Source organism: Aquifex pyrophilus (assembly GCF_054656935.1).
The window spans coordinates 297,818-309,820 of record NZ_BAAHXJ010000005.1 but is presented as its reverse complement, the minus strand read 5'-3'; the positions used below and the strand labels follow the sequence as shown (position 1 = coordinate 309,820).

General features: G+C 44.1%; 14 protein-coding genes. 6 read left to right on the top strand and 8 right to left on the bottom strand.

The genetic code is table 11. The annotated features are described in order from the left end of the window. Positions 1-549: a ubiquinol-cytochrome c reductase iron-sulfur subunit gene (petA, locus tag ACYQZ0_RS05265; RefSeq protein WP_459775553.1), complete on the bottom strand. Its 549-nt coding sequence runs from the start codon at positions 547-549 to the stop codon at positions 1-3. Between the two features lie 98 nt (positions 550-647). Continuing rightward, entirely contained in the window at positions 648-1,181 is a 534-nt protein-coding gene (locus ACYQZ0_RS05260) for an outer membrane beta-barrel protein (protein WP_459775552.1), read from the bottom strand. 26 nt (positions 1,182-1,207) lie between these two features. Between ACYQZ0_RS05260 and thiD the strand changes: the two genes are divergently transcribed. Further along, the gene (thiD, locus tag ACYQZ0_RS05255; protein ID WP_459775551.1) at positions 1,208-1,975 is read left to right on the top strand and encodes a bifunctional hydroxymethylpyrimidine kinase/phosphomethylpyrimidine kinase; all 768 of its coding nucleotides are present in this window, start codon (positions 1,208-1,210) and stop codon (positions 1,973-1,975) included. On the opposite strand, the gene ychF is transcribed toward thiD, so the two are convergent. The 4 genes from ychF to ACYQZ0_RS05235 are packed head-to-tail and all read right to left on the bottom strand — an operon-like array spanning position 1,972 to position 6,172. Then, positions 1,972-3,084, bottom strand: coding sequence for a redox-regulated ATPase YchF (gene ychF / locus ACYQZ0_RS05250; RefSeq protein ID WP_459775550.1), 1,113 nt, complete (start codon positions 3,082-3,084; stop codon positions 1,972-1,974). The genes thiD and ychF overlap by 4 nt on opposite strands. Positions 3,085-3,102: 18 nt before the next feature. Further along, on the bottom strand, positions 3,103-3,615 hold the full coding sequence (locus tag ACYQZ0_RS05245; RefSeq protein ID WP_459775549.1) for a coiled-coil domain-containing protein: 513 nt from the start codon (positions 3,613-3,615) through the stop codon (positions 3,103-3,105). Further along, positions 3,612-5,192, bottom strand: coding sequence for a citramalate synthase (gene cimA, locus ACYQZ0_RS05240; protein ID WP_459775548.1), 1,581 nt, complete (start codon positions 5,190-5,192; stop codon positions 3,612-3,614). The genes ACYQZ0_RS05245 and cimA overlap by 4 nt, the downstream gene beginning before the upstream one ends. A gap of 20 nt (positions 5,193-5,212) precedes the next feature. Next, positions 5,213-6,172, bottom strand: a complete 960-nt coding sequence (locus tag ACYQZ0_RS05235) for a sensor histidine kinase (protein WP_459775547.1) — start codon at positions 6,170-6,172, stop codon at positions 5,213-5,215. A 127-nt stretch (positions 6,173-6,299) separates the two neighbouring features. Between ACYQZ0_RS05235 and ACYQZ0_RS05230 the strand changes: the two genes are divergently transcribed. Next, positions 6,300-6,479, top strand: a complete 180-nt coding sequence (locus tag ACYQZ0_RS05230; RefSeq protein WP_459775546.1) for a hypothetical protein — start codon at positions 6,300-6,302, stop codon at positions 6,477-6,479. Next, the gene (locus ACYQZ0_RS05225; RefSeq protein WP_459775545.1) at positions 6,457-7,134 is read left to right on the top strand and encodes a response regulator; all 678 of its coding nucleotides are present in this window, start codon (positions 6,457-6,459) and stop codon (positions 7,132-7,134) included. The genes ACYQZ0_RS05230 and ACYQZ0_RS05225 overlap by 23 nt, the downstream gene beginning before the upstream one ends. On the opposite strand, the gene ACYQZ0_RS05220 is transcribed toward ACYQZ0_RS05225, so the two are convergent. Beyond that, a complete protein-coding gene (locus tag ACYQZ0_RS05220; RefSeq protein WP_459775544.1) occupies positions 7,131-8,417 on the bottom strand; it encodes a bifunctional L-myo-inositol-1-phosphate cytidylyltransferase/CDP-L-myo-inositol myo-inositolphosphotransferase in 1,287 nt (428 codons plus the stop codon). The genes ACYQZ0_RS05225 and ACYQZ0_RS05220 overlap by 4 nt on opposite strands. A 20-nt stretch (positions 8,418-8,437) precedes the next feature. Between ACYQZ0_RS05220 and ACYQZ0_RS05215 the strand changes: the two genes are divergently transcribed. The 3 genes from ACYQZ0_RS05215 to ACYQZ0_RS05205 are packed head-to-tail and all read left to right on the top strand — an operon-like array spanning position 8,438 to position 10,736. Continuing rightward, positions 8,438-9,847, top strand: a complete 1,410-nt coding sequence (locus ACYQZ0_RS05215) for a UDP-N-acetylmuramoyl-L-alanyl-D-glutamate--2,6-diaminopimelate ligase (RefSeq protein ID WP_459775543.1) — start codon at positions 8,438-8,440, stop codon at positions 9,845-9,847. Continuing rightward, positions 9,829-10,128, top strand: coding sequence for a hypothetical protein (locus ACYQZ0_RS05210; RefSeq protein ID WP_459775542.1), 300 nt, complete (start codon positions 9,829-9,831; stop codon positions 10,126-10,128). The genes ACYQZ0_RS05215 and ACYQZ0_RS05210 overlap by 19 nt, the downstream gene beginning before the upstream one ends. Next, positions 10,125-10,736, top strand: a complete 612-nt coding sequence (locus ACYQZ0_RS05205) for a histidine phosphatase family protein (RefSeq protein ID WP_459775541.1) — start codon at positions 10,125-10,127, stop codon at positions 10,734-10,736. The genes ACYQZ0_RS05210 and ACYQZ0_RS05205 overlap by 4 nt, the downstream gene beginning before the upstream one ends. On the opposite strand, the gene ACYQZ0_RS05200 is transcribed toward ACYQZ0_RS05205, so the two are convergent. Next, positions 10,715-11,992 carry a M23 family metallopeptidase gene (locus tag ACYQZ0_RS05200; RefSeq protein ID WP_459775540.1) on the bottom strand — a complete coding sequence of 426 codons (1,278 nt, stop codon included), beginning with the start codon at positions 11,990-11,992 and terminating at the stop codon, positions 10,715-10,717. The genes ACYQZ0_RS05205 and ACYQZ0_RS05200 overlap by 22 nt on opposite strands. Between the last annotated feature and the right edge of the window lie 11 nt (positions 11,993-12,003).

Below are 12,003 nucleotides of genomic sequence, written 5' to 3'. Positions count from 1 at the left end.
TTAGATGAGTTCTTTTACAAATCCCTCAACACCGACGGTTAGCTTATTCCCTTCAAGCTTCTGGGGAGGTATGAATAGGGGTCTCGGTGGGGGTCCCGTTATAACGTCCCCGTAAGGGGTGTAAAATCCTCCGTGACACGGACAGTGGAATGTGGGCTTTCCTTTGGAAGCTTCCTCGCCCTGGGGCTTCCAGAGGGGAATACATCCGAGGTGCGTGCAGACTCCCACGAGTGCGAAAACATCGTGTCCTTTAAGGATTTCATAATTCCTCTTTCCTTTGCTGTTGAGGGCTCCATCCTTCAGGGGATATCCTTCGGGGGAGAAATCCTTAGGAAGTCTTATCACAAAGAGCGTTTTACCTTTCCAGGAGGTTACCCTCACCTGAAGGGGTTGAATCTTTGATACGTCAACCTCCGTTTTTGCACCGAGAGCAGCTATTTCGGAGGGTTCAAGCATTACACGAACGAGAGCATAAAGAGCTCCCAAACCTCCTACTGCACCCAAAGCCCCTATACCTATGCTTATGAAATCCCTTCTTGAGGCTTCCATTTTCTTACCTCCCACTCTTTAATAGCCACAAGGATTTATTTTACTACTTTGTTATTTTCAAGGATAAAAAAATTCTTATATAAAGAAATAAGGAAATCTTAGAAGGAGAAGAAGAGGCCCACATTTACGTGGTGAAGGAGGGTGTTGTCGTAATCCCCGGTTATGAAGTTCTTTAACTTGTATTCAAGGATTAAGCCCGTTGTTTCCCCTATTCTGTATTTTCCACCTACCATAAACTGTATGCCTATCGTTGTTGACTCGCTGCTTGAGCTCCCTACCTTTTCCTTAAACCTGTTAATGGAGGGACCAAAGCCCGCGTAAAAGTTAAGCTTTTCCGAGTACTGAATCTGGGCAAAGGGGTTCAGTTCAATGCCCGTGTAGCTCCAGGCGGTATCGTCGTCAAAGTCGTTTGATGTTACAAGCTCAAGGGAGAGGCCGGCTGTAAACCCATAAGGAGCTTCCGAGGAAAGAGCCCCGTAGACCGAGAACGTTTCTATTGAGTTTATATCCTTATCTCCCCCGTAAACGCTGTCGTAAGAACCGACGAGATATCCAAGTTTTATGCCAAACTCCCTATCAAACCCGAAGGAAAAAGCTAATAGTGAGCCAAAAAGGAGTAATGTTTTCCTCATAATTTGGTAATTTTAACTTATTCCCTATGGATATTGCTCTAACTATTGCGGGATATGACAACAGCGGAGGCGCAGGAGTAGTTGCGGACCTGAGAACATTCCGTTACTTTGGTCTTTACGGAGTTTCGGTTATAACCGCTCTCGCGGTTCAAAACACCTTTAAGGTTTACGAGGTCTTCCCCGTTCCGATAAAAACCTTCAGGGAAGAGCTGAGGGCGGTATTTGAGGATTTTGAGATAAAGGGAATAAAAATAGGTATGCTTGCGAACGAGGAGATAGCCCTTGAAACCTACAGGTTTTTAAAAAATATGGATATACCGATAGTTCTTGACCCTGTTTTGGGTTCAACGAGCGGGACGCCTCTTCTTACCGAGGAGGGTGTAAGAGTTCTCAAAGAGAAGATACTTAAAATCATTTACCTTGTAACACCCAACATTCCCGAGGCGGAAAGGCTATGCGAAGAGAAGATAGAGAAACTTGAAGAGGTTTACAGGTGTGCAAAGAGGATAAATCTTTTAGGAGCAAAAAACGTTCTTATAAAGGGCGGTCATCTTGAGGGAGAGGAAGCGGTTGATATTCTTTACGATGGGAAGGATTTTTACAGATTTGCTTCAAAGAAAATTAAGGGAAAGAGTCCCCGGGGAACGGGTTGTGTTTACTCCTCAGCCATTCTTTCAAACCTCGTGAAGGGAAAAAATCTTATAGAAGCTGTAAAAATTTCAAAGGAGTTTATAACTGAAGCTATAAAAGAGAGTAAAAAACTTGGAAAGGGAGGGGAGATAATGCTCTTTTAGACGTTGAACCTGAAGTAAACGACGTCCCCGTCACGAATCTCGTAATCCTTTCCCTCAAGCCTTATGAGACCTTTCTCCTTTGCCTTGTTCCAGGAGCCGGCCTTTATTAAATCCTCGTAGCTTATTACTTCTGCCGCTATGAATCCCCTTTCCATGTCCGAGTGAATCTTTCCCGCTGCTTGAGGCGCTTTCGTTCCTTTCTTTATTGTCCAGGCACGGGTTTCTTTCTTTCCCGCCGTGAAGAAGGTTATAAGGTCAAGGAGATTGTATCCGGTCCTTATTACCTTATTTAAGCCGGGCTCCTTCAGGCCATAGGCTTCAAGAAGCTCCCTCTGTTCTTCCTCGGGAAGTCCCGCAAGCTGGGACTCAAGCTCCGCATTAATGACTACTACGGGAGCATTTTCCCCTTCTGCCATCTCCTTTATACGTTCAACGTGGGGATTTTCCTCTCCCTCAGGAAGGTCCTTTTCCGATATGTTCGCTATATACATGACAGGTTTCACCGTTAGTAAAAATAGGGTATTCTTTGCGTAGTTGAGAACCTCTTCAGGTAGTTCCCCCGTGTATTTCCTCACGGGTTCAAGGTTTTCAAGGATTTCCTTTAGTTTTTCAAGTATCTCAAGCTCCTGCTTTGCCTTTTTGTCCCCGCTTTTCGCAATCTTTTGAACCTTTTCAAGTCTTTTGTTTACGCTTTCAAGGTCCTTTGCTATGAGCTCAATCTCAACGATTTCCTTGTCCCTCACGGGGTCAACGGAACCCTCAACGTGGGTTATGTTTTCGTCCTCAAAGGCTCTCAGAACCATAGCTATGGCGTCAACCTCTCTGATATGGGCAAGAAACTGGTTTCCGAGGCCCTCTCCCTTTGAAGCCCCCTTAACGAGCCCCGCTATATCCACGAACTCAATAAAGGTAGGTGTTATCTTCTCCGATTCCTCAATTTCCGCAAGCTTGTAAAGTCTTTCGTCGGGAACCTCAACTTTCCCCACGTTCGGCTCAATTGTGCAGAAGGGATAATTCGCCGCCTGCGCCTTCATTGTTTTTGTCAATGCGTTAAAGAGCGTTGATTTTCCCACATTCGGAAGACCTACTATACCAAGCCTGAATCCCATAAGAAGAATAATATATGCCTAAAGAAGGCCGTGTTGTTTAAGGATTTGAGCAAGCTCCTTATCTTTCTTTGCCTTTTCCCTTAAAACTTCTACAACTTTTTTAAGCGTTCCCTCCCTTTCCATATAATCAACCGTTTCTTCTCTAGCTTTTCTTATTATCGTTCTTCTATCCCACCATGCGAAGGCTATAACGCTTACCGTTAATGTCGTAAATATCCCGGTTATTATCCACAGGAACGTGTATAACTGGTCAAATCGTTTGTCCATGGACTCTAATCGTTTATCCATAAGCTCAAATCGTTTATTCATGTCCTCCCTCAGCTCCGATATGCGTTTATCAACTTGTTCAAGTCTATTGTTTATGTTCTCTCTTAGCTCTAAAAACCTTTTGTCCGTTTGTTCCATAAAGATTCTTAAAGTTGTTTCAATTCTTATTAATCTCTCCCTATCTTCCTGTGAAAAACCGATATTTCCTGAGAAAGAAGGTTGAGCCACGAGAAGGAAAAGGAGTAAGGTTATAAGTGTTTTCATCCCTCTTCCTCGTCCTTCATGAGCTTGTAAATTATGCTGTCCCTGAGGGCTATCCAGGAAGCTTCAATTACGTTTTCGGAAACCCCTACAGTCCCCCATTTCCTTCTTCCGTCCGTGCTTTCTATGAGAACCCTTACTTTTGCTGACGTTCCCGCACTCTCGTTTATTATCCTCACTTTATAGTCTATGAGCTGAAGCTCTTTAAGGTTCGGATAGAACTCCTCAAGGGCTTTTCTGAGGGCTCTATCAAGGGCACTTATGGGACCGTTTCCGAGGGAGGCGGTATGCTCCTCAACGCCCTCAACGGAGAGCCTTACGGTAGCCTCGGAAGTTGGAATTTCATCTCCCTTCCTCTTTGCTATTAAAACCCTGTATGCGTCAAAATCAAAGTAGTCCTTAACGAGTCCGAAATGCCTTTTTATGAGAAGTTCTAAGGAGGCTTCCGCAGCCTCAAAGTGGTAGCCTTCCTTCTCAAGCTCCTTAATCTTGTCAACGAGCTTCTTAACCTCGGGAGATTTGGGGTCAACTTCTATACCGAATTCCTTCAGTTTATAAACGAGGTTGCTCCTTCCTGCAAGGTCGGATACGGTTATCTTCCTCTTATTTCCTACAAGTTCGGGATTTATATGCTCATAAGTATTCGTATTCTTGAGAACCGCGGAGGCGTGAACACCTCCCTTGTGGGCAAAGGCACTCTCACCGACGTAGGGCATATTCCTGGGAAGGGGCATATTTGAAAGCTCCGCAACGAAGTTAGCAAGCTCCGTTAACTTTTTGAGGTTCTCCTGTGGTATTACGTCAAACTTCAGCTTTAACTGAAGGTTGGGGATTATTGAACATAGATTTGCGTTTCCCGTCCTTTCACCTATGCCGTTTATGGTTCCGTGAACCTGGCGGGCTCCCGCAAGGACCGCCATCAGGGAGTTGGCAACCGCGGTTTCCGAGTCGTTGTGAGCGTGAATGCCTATGTTTGCATCTTTGAACCTTTCCCTCACCTTCTTCGTTATCTCGTAAATTTCGTGGGGGAGCGTTCCCCCGTTCGTATCGCATAGAACTATCCAGTCCGCACCTCCCCTTACCGCAGCCTCAAGAACCTGAAGGGCATACTCGGGGTTTGCCTTGTATCCGTCAAAGAAATGTTCCGCATCAAATATAACCTCGTCCGTATATTTTTTCAGGTATTCAACGGTCTCGTAAATCATATTCAGGTTTTCCTCTAAGGTAGTTTTCAGGGCTTCTGTCACGTGGAGGTCCCAGCTCTTTCCGAATATCGTTATAACGGGCGTTTCCGCCTTTATGAGGGCCTCAACCTGCGGGTCCTCGTTAACCTTCTTGTTGGGTCTCCTTGTTGAGCCGAAGGCTGTAAGCTTTGCGTTTTTAAACTTTATCTTCTTTGCCTTCTGAAAGAAGAGGTTATCCTTGGGATTCGCGTAAGGCCATCCCCCTTCTATGTAATGAATGCCGAAATCGTCAAGCTTCTCCGCTATTCTCAGCTTATCCTCCAATGAGAAGTTAACGCCTTCCATCTGGGAGCCGTCTCTCAGCGTCGTATCGTATATATAGACCTTTTCCGCCATGATAGGAATAATAAGATAGGCTACTTTTTGGAATTTGTTAACGGAATGTAAACCTCTACGCTCGTTCCCTTTCCCTTCTCACTCTCAATTCTTATATCCCCTCCGTGTAAGTTTGCAATCCTTTTAACGATTGTAAGTCCGAGACCGAGCCCATTGCTCTCTTCTCCCTTGACGAAGGGCTCAAAAATTATGGGAAGCTTTCTCTTTTCTATACCTTCCCCGGTGTCCGAAACTTTTATGAGTACATTATCCCCGACCTTTTCGCTCCCGATGATAACCTCTCCCCCTTCTTTGTTGTATTTTATAGCGTTATCTATGAGGTTTCTGAGAAGAAGCCTTATGTAATCCCTGTTTCCCTTTATATGTTCTTCCCTTATCTCGGTTTTTACACTTATTTCCTTTTCCTTTATTTCACTCTCGTAGTCCGAGAGTATATCCTCAATAACCTCCCTTAGGTTTACATCTTCTATCATGTTTAGAGAAGTTTTCTCAAGGAACGTGATTAGGTAAACTATCTCCATAAGGTTTTGGAGCTCTTTCAATCTCTCAAGGGCTTTCCTCAGTATCTCTCTTTTCTGTTCTTCCTCCTCCATTCCGAGGAGTGTTTCAAGAGATAGGGATACAACGGAAAGGGGGGTTTTAAGCTCATGGCTCAGGTTTGCGAGAAACTCCTTCTTCAGGCTGTCCATTAAGCTCTCTTCCTTTTCCCTGACAAGAATGCTAATGCCTTTATCTTCAACGAAGGTTTTAAGGCTGTAATTCCTCTCCCTGTATGTAAACTCCTTTTCTAAGCCTTCCTTCCTTGATAGGGTTTCCTGTATGGCACCTATCAGGTCTATGCTCTTGAAGGCTTCATAGTAATGTATTCCCTCCTTAAAGCTTCCGAGTCTTTTCCTTAGGAATGCGTTCATATACTTTACCCTTCCCTCTTCGTCAAGAAGCGCTATGCCTTCCCTTAAGCTTTCCAGAGCCTTCCTCATTAGAATATAAAGTTATCCCCCAGGATTTTAGTTATTGACTATAAAGTTTTATTACAATAAATTTATTAACTAAACTTAACGGAAGCTTAACGTTAAGACTTTAAAAGATTAACCAAGGAGGTGAAAGATGAAGCTAAACGTTCTCTTCGTTAAGAATCAAAAGCAGAAGGAGAGAGCTTTGAGGAAGCTGTTGAGAAGGAAGAAGGTGGTTGCGGTCGTGAACAGACCTGAGGACCTAAAAAGAGACCTCATAAAGAAAGCGGATGTGGTAATACTTGAGGAAAATGAGGAGAATAGCCTTAATTGAAGACGACAGGGATTTGGCCTTTCTCGTTCGCCTAAACCTTGAGAAGGAAGGTTTTAAGGTCTTTCACTTTGAACGGGCTACTCCCTTCTTTAACTTTATTCAGAACAACGAGGTTGACCTCATTTTGATTGATATAATGCTTCCCGACTTTGACGGTTTCAGAATAGCGGACTTTCTGAAGAGAAGGGCTGACCTTAAGGACATTCCCGTCATATTCATAACCGCAAGAGGTGAAGAGGAGGATAAATTAAGGGGTTTTGAGCTGGGTGCGGACGACTACATAACTAAGCCTTTTTCTTTAAAGGAGCTCATAGCCCGAATAAACGCTGTTCTAAAGCGCTACAAAAAATCCGAAAGCGGAAAAATCCTTGAGGTTGAAGGTATAAAACTATTGAAAGATGAGGGGAAGGTTTTTATTGACGAAAAGGAAGTTTACTTTACACCCGTTGAGTTCAAGATTCTCTCCCTCCTTATGGAAAACTATGGCATCGTTCTCTCAAGGGAAAGGATTATAGAAAGTTTGTGGGGATTTGATAGGGAAACGAGCGAAAGAGCTGTTGACGTTCACATAAAGCATATAAGGGATAAGCTTGGAAAATACAAGGGTTATATAAAAACGGTGAGGGGAGCGGGATATAAGTTTGAAAAGGATTAAACGTTTCCCTTTTTCTTCCATACGAGGTATATCGTGAGAAGAACACGTATATTGGTTATGAGCGCCAAGAGAACCAAAAGTGCTTTTAACCAACCAAAGAGCGTGAATATCATTATGAGGAATATCCTCTCATCCCTCTTTCCGAGAAGGTACCTGAGCTCCTTTATAACTACGTATGCGTCTTCGCAGTAAGCCCCTTTATACCTTTCCGTTGAGTAGCTCACCATCAGCGTTCCGAAGAGTGCGAGAAAAACCCACGGCATAAACTCCCACGAGGGCTTCATATGAAAAGTTAGAGCGGTTAAAAAGGCAAAATCCACGTATCTGTCAAGCAGTGAGTCAAGCCACGCCCCGAACTTGGTTGTCTGCATACGGGCACGGGCTATCTCTCCGTCAAGTCCGTCAAGAACGGAGCTTATCTGGAGAAGAATTCCACCGAGAGCGGGAGAAAAGTAAGCAACGAATGCGGAAAAGAGTCCCAGTAAAAAGGTGTAAATAGTTACCTGGTTGGGTGTAAACCTCTCAACGAGGTAAGGGGATATTCTCGTTGATATCTTTCTGTTTAAATTCCTTGAGATGAATCCGTCCCCCGCCCCTTTTATTGCGGTTTTCACGATAAGTTTTCTCGCCTTCTCTATATCCTCGGGTGTGTCTATATCCATCCAGAAATATCCGGACACTTCGGTGCAAGGAAGTTCTGCATACTTTGCAAGCTGACTCATGGTGAGCTTATCCGTCTCTTTAAGGAGTTCCTCCGCCTTTTTAAAAATCTCATCGTTTAACACGAAAAATCCCGTATCAAATCCGTCGTAATCTTTTATTTCCTTTCCTATTTCCTTTATTTTCCCTTCTTCACACTTAACCTTCGTTGCCTCATTCCTATCTATGTATAAACCCATACGGTCAACAATTAGACCTTCTCCTTTAATCGCTTCCTTTATAAACTCCTTCTCGTAAACGTGGTCCGACATAACTACCGCAAACCTTCCCTTTACTCTATCCTTTGCAAGGTAAAGGGAGTATCCGTTCTCTTTTTCGGGATTTGGGTTAGGAACAACTTCCGCCTTAAAGTTATTTTCCCTTAAAAATTTCTCTATTTTCTCCTTAAACCTTTCGTTTATAACTATTACGAACTTTTCAACTCCCTCTTCCTGGAGCTGTTTCATTATCCTGTAAAGGAGCTCCCTTCCTGCAACCTTTATAAGGGCTTTCGGGAGTTCTTCCGTATAGGGTCTCAGTCTTTTTCCTTCTCCTCCCGCAAGGATTACCGCAGTCTTAATCATCGTAAAAGTATTATATAAGTATGAACCTTCCTTTTATCTTGAGCCGTGTGAAAGGCATAACCTCAAATTCTAAAGAAGTGAAAAAGGATTACCTCTTTTTCGCTGTAAAGGGAAGCAGGTTTGACGGGCACGATTTTGCAAAGGAGGCTCAAAAGAGAGGAGCTTACGCGGTAGTTGCCCAAAAGCCCCTCCACCTAAACATTCCCGTAATAATTGTTGAAAATACACGAAAAGCTCTGGGAGAATCCGCACATATATTTTTCGGGAAGCCTTCGGAAAAGCTCAACGTTATAGGTGTTACGGGAACGAACGGAAAAACAACAACCACTTACGTAATAGAGAAGATACTTGAAACAGCGGGGGAAAAAGTAGGAGTTCTCGGAACGATAAATTACCGAATTGGGAATGAAATTCTCGGGGAGGGGAGAACAACTCCGGACCCCATAACGTGGCACAAAACGTTAAAAGAATTTTTAGAAAAGGGCACTTCTCACGTTGTGGCGGAAATTTCCTCTCACGCACTTGACCAGTTCAGAGTTTACCCTACAGAGTTTGAAGCGGTAATATTTACGAACCTCACGAGGGATCACCTTGATTACCACAAAACGATGGAAAATTATTTCCTCTCCAAAAAGAGACTTTTTACCGAATACACCTCAAAGGTGAAGATAATAAACGCGGATGACCCTTATGGCAAAAGACTCATTAACGAAGTTCAAGGAGAAGTGATTACATACGGAAGGGACGGAGATTTAAGGATAGAGGAGTTCTCTACAAGCCTTGAAGGTTCTCATATAAAAGTTTCCTTCAGGGGAAAAGAATACACCTTTTACTCAAACCTGATAGGGGAGTTTCAGGCTTACAACCTCGGGGCGGGAATAGCTTACGCCCTTTGGAAGGGAATAGACGAAGAGATAATAAAGGAAGCCCTGAGATGTATAAGGGTTCCCGGAAGGTTTGAGGTTGTTTACAAGGGAGCGTTTACGGTTATCGTTGATTACGCACACACTCCCGATGCGGTTGAGAACGTTTTAAGAACAACCAGGAAGATTACAAAGAAGAGGCTCATATCTCTTTTTGGAGCAGGCGGAAACAGGGATAGGGAAAAGAGGCCTTTGATGGGAGAGGCTTCAGAAAAATACAGCGACATCATTATTCTCACCTCCGACAATCCGAGGGACGAAGAACCCGAGAAGATAATAGAGGATATACTAAGGGGCATAAAGGAAAGGGAAAGGGTTATAGTTGAGCCCGACAGGAGAAAGGCTATAGAACTTGCCTTGAAGACTGCTGAGGTAGGGGACACGATTGCGATACTCGGAAAGGGGCACGAAAATTATCAAGAAATAAAGGGTGTAAAATATCCTTTCAGTGATGCTGAGGTTGTTAAAGAAATCCTCGGAGGTGATGGTTGTATAGGGAAGGACTGAATCCCAAAGAAGGAAAACAGCCCTGCGATTTTGAAACCCTTTACTACCACGTAAAACAGGAACTTCTTGAGATATTTAAAAATGCGGACAGACCGATACCGAGGGTTAAGATAAAGGAGCTCAAATCCTCCCAGATATGTGGGCTCGTTAACCTCGCAAAGGTCCTTCTCTATCTCGAAAACCTTGGCGTCGTAACGGTTGTGAATAAAGAGTATTACTACCAGGAGTGGGAGATAGATATACAGCCCCAGGTTCTTGACGTTTTATTTGAGCAGATATGAAGAGGATATACCTGATAAGGCATGCACAGAGCGAGTATAACGAGAAGGGTATATTTCAGGGAAGGCTGGACAGTGACCTCACCCCCCTCGGCTTCGTTCAGGCAAGACTCCTGACGGGATACTTCAAGGAGGAAAAGCCTGAGATAATATTCAGCTCTCCCCAGAGAAGAGCTTACAAGACCGCTCTAACTCTTTCGGACATACTCGGTGTCAACCTAATAGTTGACGAGAGAATAAGGGAGATGTCCTTCGGTGTTCTTGAGGGAAACCACTTCTGGACCATGTTTGAGGAAAATAAGAAGATGATTCTTGACTGGCTTAAGAATCCCGTGGAGAACCCCCTTCCGACACAGGAGGACATGAAGCTCTTTGAGGAGAGAATATCCGATTTTTTAAAGGAAATTATTCAGAGGAAGGAAAGAGTTATTGCGGTAGTAGGGCACGGGGGAACACTCCACGGACTCGTGTGCTTAGCCCTCGGGATAGGGCTTGAGAAGATGTGGCACATCCACATGGATAACACAGGCATTACAATTCTTGAGTATGATGGAGAGATGTTTAGCCTCAGGGAGCTGAACAACACGTGTCATCTTGAGGTTCTGGGCTGAATTGCGGGGATTATGTTGTTCTCAATCCATTTTTTATCCCACCACTCTATCGGGTTTACGGGAATTCCATGAATCATTATACCGAAGTGGAGATGGTCTCCAAAGGCGAGACCCGTTGAATCTGTAATCCCTATTATCTGCCCCTTTTTCACTATATCACCCTTCTTTACCCTGAACTCAGCAAGGTGTGAGTATATGCTCATGAGTCCGTATCCGTGGTCTATCACAACAGTGTTTCCGTATATGCCGAGGAATCCCGCAAAAACAACCTTACCCCCGTTTGAAGCCTCAACGGGAGCGTTCTTAACAGATGCGAGGTCGTATCCCCAGTGGTAGCTCTCGCTTATCCTCTTTCCTCCGTATGTGTATATTCTCCTCTCCCCGAAGAGGGATATAACCTTGCTCTTCCTCATCTGGATAAATCTTCCCTTCCAGTAAATCTTTTCCTCCGATTTCCTTCCTATCTCGTAAAGCTGTTCCTCGTTTTGTTTTCTTAGCTCTTCGTTAACCTTCTTAAATGCCTTTATTAAGTTTTCCCTGCTTACCTCTTCCGCAAGAAGGGTAGAGAGCTTCGGTATCAGCAGCTTCTCCCTACCTTTTAGCTCAATCCTGTAAACGGGATACCTCCTTATCCTTACCCTTGTGGGAATGGATATTTTTGTCTCATTCCCGACCTTATCAACCGCTGTTAGCTCTATGCTGTCCTTCTCTGAGAAATTAAGAGGAATAGCAAAGAGGGAGAAGTATGTATTTTCCCCGACCCTGTAAAGGGGGAAGGTAAGATTTCCCACCTTAAGCTGAAGTTCCGACTCCTCACTCACGCTCACCCTTACCGCTCCGCTACCCCCGTTCATAACCGCATAAGGGGAAAAGATAACGCTCAGGGTGGGGGGAGTGTAATCAATGACCGCGGACGTTTTGTAAACCTCCTTAAGGAAGAAAAACCTCGTTAGTTCCACATATACCTCCGCACTTCCCTCTTTCAGCCCTATACGTTTCGGTTCAACGACAAGCCTAATCTCCTCCTCGGGCTTACCCTCATAAAGTATGAACTCCTTCCCGTTCTGGACGAACTTCACCCTCAGGAGGTTAGCCCTTTGGGGATTCTTCACCTTAAGTATTACAACCTTCTTCCTCGGGAGGCGAGAGAAATTCTTATACCCGTAAACCTCGGGTTTGGATAAAAACAACGTATAGTAAACAAATCCCCCAAGTATTAGAAGGGCTAAAAGAACAAGGATAATCTTTCTCTTCATCGTTGATAAAT